The organism is Lactobacillus sp. LL6, assembly GCF_007570935.1.
Classification (GTDB): domain Bacteria; phylum Bacillota; class Bacilli; order Lactobacillales; family Lactobacillaceae; genus Lactobacillus.
Map to the genome: position 1 here is coordinate 1,584,866 of NZ_VLLR01000001.1, position 15,680 is coordinate 1,600,545.

The following is a 15,680-nucleotide window of genomic DNA, read 5'->3' on the forward strand; positions in this document are numbered from 1 at the left end:
TTACATCTTATTCTTTAGAAATTTTTGCCAAATTATTATAGTTTTCTCTCATCCAATTAAGGTAAGTTGTATTATCTGGAATAGTTTCACGAACGTTCAATACTGGAATATTCTTCTTCTTTGCCAATTTTACAAAAGTATTAACTGTTGAGCTGCTTGCTTGAGTATTGTTCACAAAGAAAGCAATCTTCTTATTGTTGATATCATTTGTCATTTGATTAATAGTCTTTGGACTTGGATCAGTGCCATTTTCAACAGCTTCTTCAAATGACTTATCGCCTATTTTATAACCAGCTTCTTGAAGTGCATAATCAAAAACTGGCTCACTTACAAAGACAGGCTTACTATTTCTGCCATCAATTGATTTGGCTGTTTTCTTAATTTGAGCAATTTTCGCTAAATATTTATCACCATTTTCTTTAAAGTAGGCGGCATGTTTTTTATCAATTTTAGATAAACGTTTTACCAAATAATCTACATACTTTGTTGGCATAGATAAATTATACCAAATATGAGGATTATCGCCCTTTTTTAAATTCATCAAATCTTCACCAACAGAAACAGGCTTCTTAGATACGGAACTTGCAAGTTTGTTCATCCAATCGTCATAACCTAAGCCATTTTCTACAATAATATTGGCATTTGCGACTTTTTTTGCATCAGCTGTAGTTGGTTCAAAGTCATGTGGATCCATACTTGACTTAGTAATGATAGCTTCTGCAGTACCGTATTTTCCTACAACATTTTTTGCAATATCAGAATAAACATTAGTAGTGGTTACGATATTAATTTTGCCATTACTTGCTTTTTGATTTTGACCACAAGCAGAAAGTGCTACAGTGGCAAAACCAACAAGTACTGCAACAGATAATAATTTTTTAAATTTCATTTTTAATTCTCCATATTTCTTTTCCAATTTAGAATCGTTTTAATTTAGAAAATTTGATTGTTTTTCTAAATTACATTTAGAATAGCGTTCTAATTTAGAATTGTCAACATTTTTTCTAAATTAGTTTTAATTGTATTTTTAATTTAGATTCATTCAAAAATGAGTACAAAAAAACGTCACCCTAAGGTGACGCAAAACATAACAGAGTATCTTGATTTAAGTAGAGATCATCAAGATATCTATATTATAATACGTTTTTTCTTAAAATTATAGTCATTTAAAACATAACTTGCATTATTTTATTATTCTTTAGCGTTTTTTAAATTCTATTCATCTGGATCTTCGCTGACTGGTTTCTTCCAGAAACTCATAATAAGACCTGCCACAATTGAGCCAACAATAGTAGCTACAAAGTAAAGTAAAATGTGGTTAGCAAGCGGTGATACCCAGAGACCTCCGTGAGGAGCTGGAACTTGAATGTGCCAAAGACCTACTAAAAGTCCACCAACAGCTGAACCGATAACACATGATGGAATAACACGACCAGGGTCTGCAGCAGCAAATGGAATTGCACCTTCAGTAATGAATGAGAATCCTAAAATCCAGTTTGATACACCAGCACGACGTTCTTCTTTAGTGTAACGATTCTTAAAGAATGTAGTACCAATAGCAGTAGCAAATGGAGGAACCATACCACCAACCATAACGGCAGCCATCATAACAGCAGCAGTTGCGGAATGAGGATCGTTAGCAAAAGCACCTGAAGCAAAGACGTAAGCTGCCTTGTTGAAAGGACCACCCATATCAATAGCCATCATTCCAGCTAAAATCATAGTCAAAATTACCAGGTTACCTGTACCCATGTGGTTCAAGAAGTTGGTAATAGCCAAGTTAATACCACTGAAAATTGGGTTAATGATGTAGTACATAATTGCTGCAATGATAAGCAATCCAAGAATTGGGTAAAGAAGCATTGGCTTCATACCTTCTAAGTTCTTTGGAAGCTTACTAAAGAGCTTCTTAAGACCTACCATTAAGTAACCAGCAATAAAACCAGAAGCAAGACCACCTAAAAATCCTGCTGGTGATTTGGCATTTGCCATTACATTAGCAGTATATGCTCCACCATATGCACCAGTATAAACAGTTGCCATAAATCCACCAACAAAACCTGGCATCAATGCTGGCAAATCACCAATTGACTCAGCAATATATGCTGAAAGAACAGGTACCATGAAGGCAAACGCCATATTACCGGCATTGTTCAAGAAGATAAAGGCAGGAGATTTGGCACCCCCAGCGTAGTTTTCTACGATGAAGGAGATAGCCATCAAGATACCACCACCAATAACGAATGGAAGCATGTGGCTAATACCGCTCATTAAGTTCTTGTAGATGCTTGCCCATACACCAGGCTTAGCTTCAGAAGTAGTTGAGGAGTCTGAATTTGAACCACCTTCTGAATGATAAATTGGGGCTTTATCATTCATGATAATGTCAATTAATTCATCTGGTTTGTTGATTCCGTCAACAACTGGATGGTTAGTTAATTCTTTACCATCAAAACGTGGCATATCGACCTTTTTATCAGAAGCAATAATAACACCTTTAGCACGTTTGATTTCTTCTGGAGTTAATTTATCTTTAACACCTTCAGAACCATTAGTTTCAATACGAACCTCAATTCCGCGCTTTTCACCAGCTTTAATTAAAGCTTCTTGAGCCATATAAGTGTGGGCAATACCGTTGATACATGCAGTAACCCCAACAATTAAAGGCTTTTCATCTTCTTTTGAAGGGTTAGCAGCCTTTTTAGCTTCTTCAGCTTTTTTCTTTTCAGCCGCTGCTTTATCTTCGGCATCTTTCTTAGCTTCAGCATCTTCAAAAAGTTTAATAACTTCTTCTGGAGTTTGAGCTTTCTTTAGTGCTTCAACAAGTTCTGGGTGAACTAACAATCCTGAAAGCTTAGCTAAAGCTTGTAAGTGAGTATTGTCAGCACCATCTGGAGCAGTAATCATAAAGAATAAGTGAACTGGTTGACCATCTAAGGAGTCATAATCAATTCCTTCTTTACTTTTTGCAAATAATACACGCGCTTTATTGATGTATTTATTACGCGCATGAGGCATAGCGATTCCGCCACCGATACCAGTAGTTGATTCATTTTCACGAGCCCAAATAGACTTGATAAATTCTTCTTCGTTATTAACAATATCGGTTGCAACTTCAAGGTCAGCCATTTCTTTAATGGCATCCTCTTTATTAGTAGCCTTGAGGTCCATAATCATGGAATCGGTGCTTAGTATGTCCTTGATTCTCATTTATCTAAACCTTTCTTCTCTTTTATATGATTATTTCCTAGGAAATTTGTTCTACTTTAATTTGTGGAAGGACTGCTTCAATTTGGCTCTTAACAGCAATATCCTTAGTAAATGCAGTTGCTGCACCACAAGCCATACCCATTCTGAAACTTTCTTCTGGGTTATGAGTCTTAAAGTAAGTACCAACAAAACCAGCAATCATTGAGTCGCCTGCACCAACTGAGTTAACAGCAGTACCTACAGCAGCTTTTGCATGGTAAACATGATCTTGAGTTAACAAGTAGCCACCATCACCAGCCATAGAGATCATAACGTTTTGTGCACCCATCTTAAGAAGTTTTTGTGCGTATTCAAGCATTACATCACTTGAGTCAAAAGTAGTATCAAAAAGATCTGCCAATTCATGGTGATTTGGTTTAATTACTAATGGCTTGTATTCCAACGTATCAAGAAGAGCTTGACCAGTAGTATCAACAACAAATTCTGCACCAGCTTCCTTAATGGTAGGAAGAAGTTCTTGATAAAAATTAGTTGGCAAACTTGGAGCAAGTGAACCACTCATTACTACAATATCGCCTTTCTTAAGATCACTTAAACGTGACTTAAATGCAGTAATTTCTTGATCAGTAATTTGTGGACCAGCTGCATTGATTTCAGTCTCTTTTTGAGCATGAATCTTAACGTTAACACGAGTTACATCTGAAATAGTAACAAAATCGCTAACAATTCTCTTTTGATTCAATTGACGAATCAATTCTTTTCCAGTAAAGCCTCCAACAAAGCCCCAAGCAGTATTATCAATATCTAATTGATTGAGGATTTGAGAAACGTTGATTCCCTTACCTCCTGCTAAAAATGAATAATTATTTGTTCTGTTGACTTCACCAGCATTAACTTTTTCAAGTTGCATAACATAGTCAAGTGCTGGATTAACAGTGACAGTATAAATCATCTTATACCTCCTCTATTTTTATATCGGCTGGCATAGCCGCTTTTTCACGTTGATTAAGTTTATTCGTAATAAGTACCGTATCTTTTATATTGCCAAAAACAGCAAAATTCTGCTCACCTATCTTTGACTTATCTGCCAAAACATAAGCATGTTCAGCTTGAGCAATTTCAGTACGCTTTACTGCAGCTTCTTCAGGATCTGGCGTAGATAATTTACCATCTTTATCTATGCCATTGGTTCCAATAAAACTTGCTGTAAAATTCATACTCTTGATTTGGTCCTGAGCACTATGTCCAACACTGGCATGCGTATCATCCTTAATCTTACCGCCAACTAAAATTGTATTGATACCATGATTTAAGCTGCATAAAACTGTTTCAACACCGTTAGTTACAATTGTTAAATCAGCAATTCCTGCTAAAAATGGCACCATTTCATAAGTAGTTGTTCCAGCATCAATAAAGATGTCATCACCACTATGAACAAAGTGTTCTGCCGCAAAGCGTGCAACTTTCAGTTTATCTTCATGATTCAAACTAAAACGTACATGCTGCGACACATCACGAGAGAATGACTTAACTGATCGAGCACCACCATGAACTCGCTTGAGCATCCCTTGCTTCTCCATCTGAATCAAATCACGTCTGATAGTTGATTCAGAAGTATCAGTTAATTTGCAAAGCTCCGAAACCTTACATAGACCATTTTGATTAATGTAATCTGCAATACGGGCTTGACGTTCTTCGGTCAGCATTTTTTTCACCTCGCTTAATATTGTAGACGGTTTCAACTTTAAAATCAATCACTTTTCTTCAGCTTTATTCATTTTTGTTCAAAATAATTCATTTTACTTCAAAAAAGCGCAAAAAAATCCGCTAGAACATTCATGCTCTAACGGATTTTCGATATTCAATTATTTTCTCAAGAGTTCTTCCATCTCAGCATCGGTAAACTTATCGCCAAATTCTTTCTTCATTTTAGCAACTAATTCATCTCTTTTAAGATTAAGTTTTTCAAGTTCCTTCATTTTAGAAACAAACTCTTGTCTCTTTTCACTGCTTCTATCTCTTCTTTTTTCAATGTAATCTTTAACTTCACTCATAGAAAAATCCTTCTTTCTATCAAAAGCTCTACCTTAAGTATTGCGCGTTTGAGAAAGAAGGACAAATATTTAGACTTAAAAATTAAACAAATCTTACATCTTAGTTGGTAAATTATTATTCTTAGCAAAGTACTTCTTGAAGCTATCTTGGAAGTCTAGTTTGTCTTCATTTCTATACTTATAAGTATCATGGATTGCCCAAAATGCAGTAACTGCAATATTAACACCTAGCACAATCAAAATTCCAATAATAATGTATAAAATGTAAAGCATTTCTACCCCTCCATAATCTGTTATGTATCCCTTTTTATATACTGTACTATCTATATAATACAGTAATATAGAGCTAGTCTTTTGTCAACTGTTTTTCATTGTAACAAACAATTTCTAATTGCAGTCAAAACACTCACATTTTGTCATTTTTGCTTCCTATTTGGTAAGTTTATCCCAAATAGCGCCTAGAACTTCTGCACCACACTCAATTACTACTTGCAAAATAATATCAATCCATTCACCCATTGTTACATTTTCCTTCCAATCCAAAATAGTCCCAGTATGAAAATTATTTGTATTCCAAAAACTATAATTATATTTTTTATATCTTGATCTGTGATTTTTAAAGATGAAAAATCGAAATCAACTTTTTCAAATCCTCTTCTAAGCATCATGAATCCACTTAATACGCAATTTAACATTTTATCCTCTCCTTTTTTGATTATTTTACTTGAAAAATGGTCAAAAATGTAAAAGTGGACTGATCTTGCTCATTTTTGGACTGATTTTGCATATTTCCTAGGAAATAATTATTCACGGCTTTTTCTGTATTCTAAAATTGCCGCATTAATTAAGCAGACTATTGCTAAGAAAGTTGCAACAGCACTACTTCTACTCATTTGAGTACCGTATTTTGTAATCATTAATGCAGTTAATAGTGCATACAATACAAGCGTTCCTCGATAATTTTTAATATTTACTTGCCAATTTTCATTTAATGCAAACATCAGTGAAATTACAAAACCTATTAATAAGAAAATTGCAGCTCCAATTCCAGTTGGTGTAATTAAGCGTACTATACCATTTGGTGAAAAAATCAATAATAATAGAACTACTAACGCAGTAGCGCTGATTGCTAAATATAATTTCTTTTGCTTTGCCATAATTTTCTCCTTAAAAAATCAATGTCATTCCTAACGATCCTAAAATAGCGATAACTATGCTTCTCCAAGTTATAGGTTCTCCACCTAAAAAATGCGACCATAAGAAATCCAGCATTAATATGACTAAAAATACAACTAAAAATTCTACGAATTTACCTTTGATTGAAAAACTGTCGCTTTTCTTCCAATTAAAAATACTAAATACTATTAATGGTACGAAGAACAAACTAAATCCAAACGACATTCCCAGATTAATTAATACTTTCTTAGTATCTGAAAAATACGCTAGTTCTGCACCACCAACTAGCCATAAAAATAAACTCAACACAACTATAGAAATTACCATTGTAATTAGATAAATCTTGATACTAAACTTTTTATTTTCCATATTTTTCCCTTTAAGCTCGCTATTACAAAAAAATCTTGGGGCAATCTCACCTCAAGATCATTAATCTAAAAGATTCCTACACACACAAGAATAATGCCTGCTAGAATCATTATTCCTCCACTAATGTAGCCTGCCCATAAAGCAAAACCCCAGAACTGATTATCAGTTGTCTTGCCTCGAGTAGTATTTAACTTCAAATAACTTTGAGTTCGCTTAAAAGCATAAACTCCTCCAACTGCAACAATAATACCAATAATTAAATAAATAATATGTTCCATGATGAATACCTCGTTTATTTCATTCAAAAAATATAGGAACTTATTTAGTTTTTCACAGTTATTATACTAAATATTTGATCAGAATTGTCAAAATGGACTGATTTTGCTTACTTTTGGACTGATTTTGCATCTTTTAAAGAATGGAACAACAGTATTTCTAAAATCATAGCAATTACTGTAATAACTATGTTAATTAATCTAAAATCATGCCTATAATTTAAGCAAATAATTACAACATAAAACCAATATAAAGTCCACATTTCTTTAGATGTATTATTAGCTACATATTTTCTTATTTTTGAATTGATTGTTATCATTATCGATAAAAAAATTGGCAATACCATTAGAATTAATAAACATATTCCAATCTCACTATTTAATTTTTGTAATCCCTGACTTGCGCAATATCCAAATGTCCAAATTAATATTCCCAAACTATTTATCCAAGAATATTCTTTAATTTCTTGTTGTTTAAGCTTCATTTTTATACCTAACAGAATATTTAACAAAGACCTCAAAACCAAATTAATTAGTTTTGAGGTCTTTAATTAAAAGTCACTATTAAAGAGAAAATAATTATAACAATAATTTACTTTCTTTTAAAATTAAATATAACTAATCCAATTTCTACTATTAAAAATATTATTGTTACAATAATATTTTTAATATCAAACTTTTGACCATAGTCAAATGAAATATAAATTACATAAGCAAAATATACTAATGTAGCCCAATTAGTCATATATTTAGCTAATTTATTTCTTAATTTTAAATTGCTCATCCCTAAGGCAACCAAGATAAATGATACAACTGTAAGAATTATCAAGTATATACCAATCTCACTATTTAGTTTTTGTAATCCATCTAACGAAATGCAAGAAAGCGTCCATATCAAAATTGAAATACTATCTATCCATAACCATTTTATGATATTTGGTTTTGTTGAAGTCATTTTGTTTAAACCTTTCTTTTGAGCATTTTTCTCTAATCAAATTCCTTATTTATTTTTTTGATTTCAATAATTACAGAAATTATCATTCCTACACTTAATAAAGCAATAGCACCTAACCGAAACTGTGAGATGTTATCCATACCAATTAATGGGATTAAAATTATTCCATATACTGCAACCAATGTTCCAACTATTTTAGTAATCTTTTTTTCATTATTAAGCATAACCCCTAAAACTTCCTTTTATAATAAATAAAAAATATGTAAGTAATATAAAAAATATCTACTCTACATATTTTTTACTCAACATAATATTTTTATCCAAAAGCTCTTGCTAAACCATAGCCGGCCGCAAAGCCACCACCTAAACCACCAACTATTCCTACTCCAATCAGTATGGGAGCAATTCCACCGTGTATACCTAATAATTCGTTTTCCGATAATTTTACAAATTTAGTTGTATTAACTGTTTCCATATTAATCTCCTTATTTAATGATTGACATAATTTAATCCTACAGCTATTCCACTAAGAAAGCCTATAATAAATAGTACTGTAAACAAGATCCAGTACCTATATTTATAAAATGAATCCATTTTACTTTCCTTTCTTTTTACTGTCATTTATACGATTCACTTTATTCAAACCTACAGCTATTCCACCTGAAAATCCAGCTGCTGCAGCTCCGCCCCAAATTGCCCAAACAGCCACAGGAATAAAACCACCAGTGACTCTTTTTAAGTCATTTTCTGATAATTCTGCAACATCAACTGTTTCAAACTTATTCATAATTTGAATCCTCCTATTTTTACATCTCTTATTTACAAGATTAATAATACCAACTTACTTACCTTAATAGTAAAAGTGAACCAAAGTTGCTCATTTTTGTACTGATTTTACATTAAAGTGCAGAATCAGTATATTTACAAAAAAACTAATACAATCAAAATGACTGTATTAGCTTAAAGTTCATCTTTTATTTATTAATTTATCTTTTAAATATTCAAAATAAGTTACTTTACTTGTAATAATAGTTGCTTCACCCTGCATCCCATATCGCAAATTTTCTACATTTTTAGTTCTTACACTACCTACAACTTTATACATATTATGCTTCTTCACTACAGTAGGATAAACAGTCACCGTTTCAATCTTTCCACTTAATCTTGTAGTGCCAGCTTGTGCTGCAATATTTACTTGTACATCTTGTCCTTTTTTAATTAAAGGAATAGTACTTTCTGGAAAATACATAACAACATGCAAATTTTTGTTTGCCTTAATTTTTGGAATTAAATACTTTTCATTACTATCTAAATGTGCAATATTATCTTCTTGAAGTTTAATTATATTGCCAGAAGTTAACTTAACTTTACTATTCTTTTTAACAATTTGTCCTTCAGAATACTGGGATTTAGTTTTTATTACCTTTCTAGGTTCAATTGAGCCTATAGCTGTTACAGTATTTTGCTTAATTGCAAAAAAAGACCCAATGAATAAGATGAAAACCAAAATAGCTGCTGGCAAAATAATAATCGTTGATAAACTTTTGAACTTAGTAGAATAGAATTTATTACTTTCATACTCTTGTCTTTTCATTTTTACTCCTAGTTCTTAACCAACTCATAATAAAAGCCATGTTTTTCTATCAACTCATCATGGGTTCCTTTTTCAACAATTTCACCATGATCAATTACAATAATATTATTAGTCTTTTCTGCAATTGCTAATCTATGAGCAATAAAAATTATTGTCTTATCAAGTTTCATCAAATTATCAACTACTTTTTTCTCAGTAATTGTGTCTAATCCACTAGTTACTTCATCAAAGATTAATACTTGCGCTGGAGACAACAATGCGCGAGCAATCGTTAAACGCTGCTTTTGACCACCTGAAAGAATCTTGGCATTTTCATCCATCTTAGTATCAAAATTAAGCGGTAGATTCATAATTTCTTGTTCAATTTCTGCTAATTGACAAGCTCTAAATATATCTTCATCTGTAATATTTTCTCTGCTACCTAATAATAAATTCTCCTTAATAGTTCCAGAAAAAATATATGGACTTTGCGGTACATAATTCACATATGAACGCAAAGTGTGCTTATCAATATCTGTAGTCTTGATATTATTTAATGTCACTTCTCCAGCAGTCGGAGAAAAGAAATCTACTAATAACTTAACCATTGTAGATTTTCCAGAACCACTCATACCAACAATTGCTAATTTATCATTTGGTTTAATGGTTAAGTGGATATTAGTAAGGATGTTTCGTCCATATCCATAACAATAATTAACATGGTTATATTTAATTAAGCCGTCTAACTTCTTAATATCAGTAATACCTGACTTTTTAAACTCACTCTCAACTAAATAAACTTCATTAAGACGATTTTGGGCAACATTTGCTGATTGAAGCTTAGGCTGTAAGTTAATAATATTTTGTAAGGGATCAATAAAGTAAGCTAGTAATGCATTAAAAGTCATCAGTTGTCCGATACTTAACTGATCATTCATTACAATCTTTGCACCAAGCCAAAGAATTACTACATTAAGAGAAAGTTGAATAAATGTTTTAAGAGCTGTCTGTAAGCTTTCAGTTTTACTATATTTAAACGATTTTTTTAAATAATCAACAAATTGACTATCAATCCTGCGATAACGGACTTCTTCGCTATTAAGCGCCTTAATAGTCTCAATACCTTGGATATCTTCAATTACAGATGAACTAACTACACTGTTACTCTCCATCTGCTCATTATTTAATTTATCGAATTTCTTAGTGAAACCTAAAATTACAATTGCATAAAAAGGTAATGCAATAAGTGTAATAACAAATAAAGTAACGTTTTGAATTACAAGCACTATTCCCATTACAATCACAATTGAAAGATCAAGAAACAAAGAAATAACGGTGCTAGCTAATGCATCAATAATTCTACTTGCATCAGAAAATCTAGAAGTAATTTCACCAGTCTTACGCGTTACAAAAAATTCCATTGGCAATTCAAAAATATGTCGAATATAACGCAAGTTAAGATCAATACTTAATCTTTGACCTAAAATATTTAAAAGCAAATCTTGTCCATAAGAGAAAATCGAATTAAAAATATATGCAATTAATAAACCAATCGCCAAAATAGATAGAGTTTGATAAGTTCTACTAGGAATATAAGTATCGATTATTCCCTGTAAAAAATATGAACTAGAAATGCTAATAATGGTCATTAAAATAGCGGCTAAGATGATATTCATCATTAGTCGCTTTTGTTTGAACATATAAGGAAATAAGGACAGTAGATTATTTTTCTTTTCTTTAATCGGCTTAAAATCTTCATTAGGTTGCATTAATAGTGCAATGCCAGTCCATTCTTGCTCAAAAGTAGCTCGTGGCATTTTTACTACTCTTCTATCAGGATCTGGATCAGCAATTGTAATATAATTCTTATCGCTTTTAAGAACTACATAATAGTGCAGCAACTCACCTTGCTTTAACACATGAGCAATAAAAGGATAATGAATATCATCAAGGTCAAACAGCGACATATCTGCCTTAATAGCATCCGTTTTAAGATTAAAGTGCTCTGCAGTCTCCACAAGTCCTAGAGCAGTTGTTCCATCTAAATTGGTCTGAGCAAAATGTCGCAGATGTGCAAGAGACACCCGAGAATGATACTGCTTAAGAATCATTGCTAAGCACGCTACTCCACAATCAGCTTCATCTACTTGAGGGATATAGATTGATTTATATTTGAACAGCATAAATATTTCCTATTTTTCTAACTTCTTCTTCAAACTCCTAACAACCTTAGAATATGTTCTAGTGTAATTAATCGTTTCTTCATTTGAAACTATAATTGTTCTTTTAAGAGTATTTATTTCTTTGATGTTTTCAGGATTAATTAAACAAGATTGAGATACTTTAACTAAGAATGGATTTTCAGCTTCTATTTTGCTAACATTTCCACGAAATTCAGCTTCACCATGTTTATGAACCATTACAACTTTGTGCTGAATTCCACTATTCATAACATAGATAACCTCTGATTGAGGAAGTCGTTGGGTTCTGCGTCTAATTTGATAAATAAAATATTTACCCTCATTCTTTTTAGCTATTTCTAAATTTTTAAGTGCATTAATAATAGTTTCATTTAAACGAGGTAAGACATTCTCAGAATCTACTTTATTAATATAATCAATTGCCCCAATTCGCTTACGATAAGTTAATGGAGCATACTTATCATATGCAGTTACGAATATAATTTGTGCATCGGGATTATTTTTGCGAATTTTTTCAGCAATATCTACACCATTTTGATTCTGATTAAGTTCAATATCTAAGAAAAAAATAGCACGAGATACATCCACAACTTCGGTATAACCAATAAGCCTCAAAGAATCAGTAAATACTTCAATTTCAGTATCTAGTTGTTCATATTTTTGATTATCATCTTTAATATTTTGAAGAGTAATATTTACTTGGTCTGCTAATTGATTAGCTAAGTGTTCATTATCATCACAAATAATTATCTTCGTCATAATTCTCATCCTCTTCAATTACCATATAAAAGTCAAAATATCCATCTTCAATACTGTATGAAATCTCCATTGCAGGATATTTTTGTTTTATCTGCTCAATATTGGCTAAGCCTACACCATCATGATCTTTCTTAGTTGTATATCCGCGCTTCTTCATTTGGGCTAAACTTATATCATCAGTTAAAATTTTATTTCTAATTTCAAATTCTAACTTAACGTCTTCTGATGTATTCATCATTATCTGAATATCCGTATCATTTTTATTAGAAGCAGCTAAAATCTTCTCGTTTTCTTCAATTGCATTATCAATCGTTATTCCTAATATACGAATTAAGTCTAGTTTTTCAATATCTTCTAATAAAGATGGAATATCTTTTCGACATTCGAAATTATATTTAATACCATCGTTTGCCATTTTAGATATTTTTGCAATTAAAAGACTCTTAACATATTCATCTTTTACATGATTAACATCTTTATATTTTAACAAAGCATTTTTATCTAGATTTTCTTCTGAATATCTATCTAATTCAGCAATTGCTTCATCGTAATTGCCCTTCTTAACACTGTACTTCACAGCTGTTAGCATATTTTTGTAATCATGTCGAAATCTACGCAAACTATCTTCTTCTTTTTCTAAAGTTTCAGCATATTCCTTTTGTTGGAGTAGTTCTTCTTGTAATTTTTCTTGTTGCTGTTTGTTCAGAATATTTTTTTGTAACCTTATTAGTGAAATATATATTACTATCGCAAATCCACCTTGAATCAATAAAGTTTCAGCTAAGAACTTGGATACTGGTGGAATAACTTTGCTTTTACCCAAAATTATTCCTATAATGGTCTCAATTATATATAAGTAAATCAATAAGGAAATAAAAACTTTTTTATTTTTATTAGTTAATTGTTCTTTAAAAAATGAATGATATTTAAATATAAGACAATACTCTAGTGCAATTAAAACAATCGTACTAAAATCCTGAACATATAGCGAATTGCTTAAGCTAGTAATAATTGAATTAATGTAGTCCAACATTAAATCTAAAAAGTACACAGTAATCAAACTACCTACTAAGAGATTAATGTTTAATTTATTCTTATACAAAAGTAACAATCCTAAAAGAACAAACATATCGGCTAAAAATGTAGATAATGCTCCCGATACACTTTCATTAATAATCTCTCCAACTATTAGAACAATTAATAAAAGAAATCCTTTATGTTTTAAATCTAGCTTGACTTGTGTAATCTTTTGAAAGTACACAATGTCTAAAAAACTTGTAATGATGCCTATAAAAGCATCTAAGGTATAATTTACTTCCACTTAAATATCCTTTTATAAATATCATGAGCGAATTTATTTTTTGACATTCTTGAACTTACTCCTCTACCACCTACAACTTTAGTAAGTTCTTTTTCAGTTAACTTAACAACTTGCTTTTTTACAGTTTTCTTTTTCATAATAATTTTCTTTCTGAAATCCTTAACTTTTTTCAACAAAAATAATATCATGTTTTACTCTACTTTTGTGAAAGTGGACCGATTTTGCTCATTTTTGGACTGATTTTGCATTAAAAGATAAAAATCAGTCTAACTTTTTATGGTTTGACTGATTTTTGAATATATTATTTTTAATTAACTATAAATGCTGCAGAAATAAAACCAATTCCTAAAAATACTATTAAAATTCCAAATACATATCCCGACCATAAACCTAAGCTAGAAAATAAATTTTCAGTGCCTTTTGTTTTTATTAAAGCAAAATATTTATTTGATTCATGAAAAGTAAAAATGCCACCTAAAATAGTTAATAAGCCAATAACTACAATACCGATTTTTCCCAGTAACATAATACAAGTCCTCTATTTAAATTTATTAATCTGATATTTCCAAAAACTTTTTATACTTATAGAATTTCTTTTAATCCACTCAACTACATTTTCAATCCATCCACCTGAAATTAAGTATATTGCTACAAAAGCTAATATTAATTCAAAAATAATTTTTAACATCTTAAAAGTCACTTTTATCTTTCACTATCTATAATTTTTGTTTTTATCTCTAATAAAAATATAATCATATTTTAGCATTATAAATATTAATATTATACTAATGCACAATTTAATTGCATAAGGGACCGAGGATAATCCATTTGAAAATCCAATAAATTTAATAAAGCTATCTATAAATGAATATCCATTTAATATATAAATTAAGTCATTTAATCCCAAAGTTAAAGTTATTAGTGGAGCAATTATAGACATAATTTTTTTATACATTTTTATCCTTTTCGTTTCTACTACTGTTAATGCTAACAAATAAACTGTTCTTTTTATAAAAATGGACCAATCTTGCTTATTTTTGGACTGATTTTGCTTTCAGTCCATTATTTTTATAAAGGAATTGTCATGTTAACAAATCCAGCTAAAACTTTCACCCAACATCTCCAATAAACTTGCCAAAATGATTCAAATTTTATTTCATACTTTTTGCGTTTACCATTTTCTATTTTGTAATAGACATAAATATAATCAGAACCCTGTTTTGCTTTTAGTGTTTTAGGAAGTGCAAGGATTGCTGCAAGCATTAAGATTATAATTATAAAGCCAATAACGGCTAAGATGAAATCTCTCATTATTTTCTCCAATTAGTTTTGCAATAATTATAACGATAGAAAAAAATCTTTACAACAAAAAAAGCGCCTACTACAGCACTTCTTTCACTATAAAACTTCAGTATATTTCTTAAGCTCTGCCTGCAATTTCTTAACTCCTGCTGGCGCCTTAAAATCAGTCTTAACTAAATAGTCTGACAATTCTTCATCAAGTTCTTTAGCAATTTCATCTCTGGGTTCATTTTTACTTGCTTTAAAGAGAGCAAGTTCAACAAACTTCATTATATCTTTATTTCCTAATAAATCTGGATCACGATTAACCATCCATCTTAACTTAGTCATAAATTCATTGTTTTCCGGGGTGAGGTCTTGGTGCATCCCCACACCCTCATCAGGTTTTCTCATAATTATACCTCCTAATATCTAACTCAATTCTACTACCAACTAAGTTAATTAACCAAAATTAATTATTTTCTTGATTATTTATCATTTAATGA

General features: G+C 30.9%; 22 protein-coding genes. All 22 read right to left on the bottom strand.

Annotated elements, in window-relative coordinates; genetic code table 11:
• Positions 1-7: 7 nt before the first annotated feature.
• The 22 genes from FOD82_RS07595 to FOD82_RS07700 all read right to left on the bottom strand — a co-directional run bounded on the left by FOD82_RS07595 (position 8) and on the right by FOD82_RS07700 (position 15,588).
• On the bottom strand, positions 8-889 hold the full coding sequence (locus tag FOD82_RS07595; RefSeq protein ID WP_144355830.1) for a zinc ABC transporter substrate-binding protein: 882 nt from the start codon (positions 887-889) through the stop codon (positions 8-10).
• Between the two features lie 326 nt (positions 890-1,215).
• On the bottom strand, positions 1,216-3,210 hold the full coding sequence (locus FOD82_RS07600) for a fructose-specific PTS transporter subunit EIIC (RefSeq protein WP_144355831.1): 1,995 nt from the start codon (positions 3,208-3,210) through the stop codon (positions 1,216-1,218).
• Positions 3,211-3,247: 37 nt separating this feature from the next.
• Positions 3,248-4,162: a 1-phosphofructokinase gene (gene pfkB / locus FOD82_RS07605; RefSeq protein WP_144355832.1), complete on the bottom strand. Its 915-nt coding sequence runs from the start codon at positions 4,160-4,162 to the stop codon at positions 3,248-3,250.
• Between the two features lies 1 nt (position 4,163).
• Entirely contained in the window at positions 4,164-4,916 is a 753-nt protein-coding gene (locus FOD82_RS07610) for a DeoR/GlpR family DNA-binding transcription regulator (protein ID WP_144355833.1), read from the bottom strand.
• A gap of 159 nt (positions 4,917-5,075) precedes the next feature.
• Positions 5,076-5,264 carry a hypothetical protein gene (locus FOD82_RS07615; RefSeq protein ID WP_144355834.1) on the bottom strand — a complete coding sequence of 63 codons (189 nt, stop codon included), beginning with the start codon at positions 5,262-5,264 and terminating at the stop codon, positions 5,076-5,078.
• Positions 5,265-5,357: 93 nt separating this feature from the next.
• Positions 5,358-5,537: a hypothetical protein gene (locus FOD82_RS07620; RefSeq protein ID WP_144355835.1), complete on the bottom strand. Its 180-nt coding sequence runs from the start codon at positions 5,535-5,537 to the stop codon at positions 5,358-5,360.
• 530 nt (positions 5,538-6,067) lie between these two features.
• Positions 6,068-6,421 (bottom strand): hypothetical protein, encoded by a 354-nt coding sequence (locus FOD82_RS07625; RefSeq protein ID WP_144355836.1) that lies wholly within the window; start codon positions 6,419-6,421, stop codon positions 6,068-6,070.
• Positions 6,422-6,431: 10 nt separating this feature from the next.
• Positions 6,432-6,809: a hypothetical protein gene (locus tag FOD82_RS07630; RefSeq protein WP_144355837.1), complete on the bottom strand. Its 378-nt coding sequence runs from the start codon at positions 6,807-6,809 to the stop codon at positions 6,432-6,434.
• A gap of 65 nt (positions 6,810-6,874) precedes the next feature.
• Positions 6,875-7,087 (bottom strand): hypothetical protein, encoded by a 213-nt coding sequence (locus tag FOD82_RS07635; protein ID WP_144355838.1) that lies wholly within the window; start codon positions 7,085-7,087, stop codon positions 6,875-6,877.
• Between the two features lie 107 nt (positions 7,088-7,194).
• Entirely contained in the window at positions 7,195-7,569 is a 375-nt protein-coding gene (locus FOD82_RS07640; RefSeq protein WP_144355839.1) for a hypothetical protein, read from the bottom strand.
• Between the two features lie 107 nt (positions 7,570-7,676).
• Positions 7,677-8,039: a hypothetical protein gene (locus FOD82_RS07645; protein ID WP_144355840.1), complete on the bottom strand. Its 363-nt coding sequence runs from the start codon at positions 8,037-8,039 to the stop codon at positions 7,677-7,679.
• Positions 8,040-8,071: 32 nt separating this feature from the next.
• On the bottom strand, positions 8,072-8,263 hold the full coding sequence (locus tag FOD82_RS07650) for a hypothetical protein (protein ID WP_144355841.1): 192 nt from the start codon (positions 8,261-8,263) through the stop codon (positions 8,072-8,074).
• Positions 8,264-8,355: 92 nt separating this feature from the next.
• Complete coding sequence (locus FOD82_RS07655; RefSeq protein WP_144355842.1) at positions 8,356-8,514, bottom strand: class IIb bacteriocin, lactobin A/cerein 7B family; 159 nt, start codon at positions 8,512-8,514, stop codon at positions 8,356-8,358.
• A gap of 120 nt (positions 8,515-8,634) precedes the next feature.
• Positions 8,635-8,826 (bottom strand): class IIb bacteriocin, lactobin A/cerein 7B family, encoded by a 192-nt coding sequence (locus FOD82_RS07660; RefSeq protein ID WP_144355843.1) that lies wholly within the window; start codon positions 8,824-8,826, stop codon positions 8,635-8,637.
• A 180-nt stretch (positions 8,827-9,006) separates the two neighbouring features.
• Positions 9,007-9,633 carry an HlyD family efflux transporter periplasmic adaptor subunit gene (locus tag FOD82_RS07665; RefSeq protein WP_144355844.1) on the bottom strand — a complete coding sequence of 209 codons (627 nt, stop codon included), beginning with the start codon at positions 9,631-9,633 and terminating at the stop codon, positions 9,007-9,009.
• Positions 9,634-9,641: 8 nt separating this feature from the next.
• A complete protein-coding gene (locus FOD82_RS07670; RefSeq protein WP_144355845.1) occupies positions 9,642-11,795 on the bottom strand; it encodes a peptide cleavage/export ABC transporter in 2,154 nt (717 codons plus the stop codon).
• Positions 11,796-11,804: 9 nt separating this feature from the next.
• Positions 11,805-12,572, bottom strand: a complete 768-nt coding sequence (locus tag FOD82_RS07675) for a LytTR family DNA-binding domain-containing protein (protein WP_144355846.1) — start codon at positions 12,570-12,572, stop codon at positions 11,805-11,807.
• Complete coding sequence (locus FOD82_RS07680) at positions 12,550-13,833, bottom strand: GHKL domain-containing protein (RefSeq protein WP_144355847.1); 1,284 nt, start codon at positions 13,831-13,833, stop codon at positions 12,550-12,552. The genes FOD82_RS07675 and FOD82_RS07680 overlap by 23 nt, the downstream gene beginning before the upstream one ends.
• A 50-nt stretch (positions 13,834-13,883) precedes the next feature.
• Positions 13,884-14,030 carry a bacteriocin gene (locus FOD82_RS07685; protein WP_144355848.1) on the bottom strand — a complete coding sequence of 49 codons (147 nt, stop codon included), beginning with the start codon at positions 14,028-14,030 and terminating at the stop codon, positions 13,884-13,886.
• A 170-nt stretch (positions 14,031-14,200) separates the two neighbouring features.
• Complete coding sequence (locus FOD82_RS07690; protein WP_242450207.1) at positions 14,201-14,419, bottom strand: hypothetical protein; 219 nt, start codon at positions 14,417-14,419, stop codon at positions 14,201-14,203.
• A gap of 542 nt (positions 14,420-14,961) precedes the next feature.
• On the bottom strand, positions 14,962-15,204 hold the full coding sequence (locus FOD82_RS07695; RefSeq protein WP_144355849.1) for a hypothetical protein: 243 nt from the start codon (positions 15,202-15,204) through the stop codon (positions 14,962-14,964).
• 87 nt (positions 15,205-15,291) lie between these two features.
• The gene (locus FOD82_RS07700) at positions 15,292-15,588 is read right to left on the bottom strand and encodes a bacteriocin immunity protein (protein ID WP_144355850.1); all 297 of its coding nucleotides are present in this window, start codon (positions 15,586-15,588) and stop codon (positions 15,292-15,294) included.
• Positions 15,589-15,680: the final 92 nt, after the last annotated feature.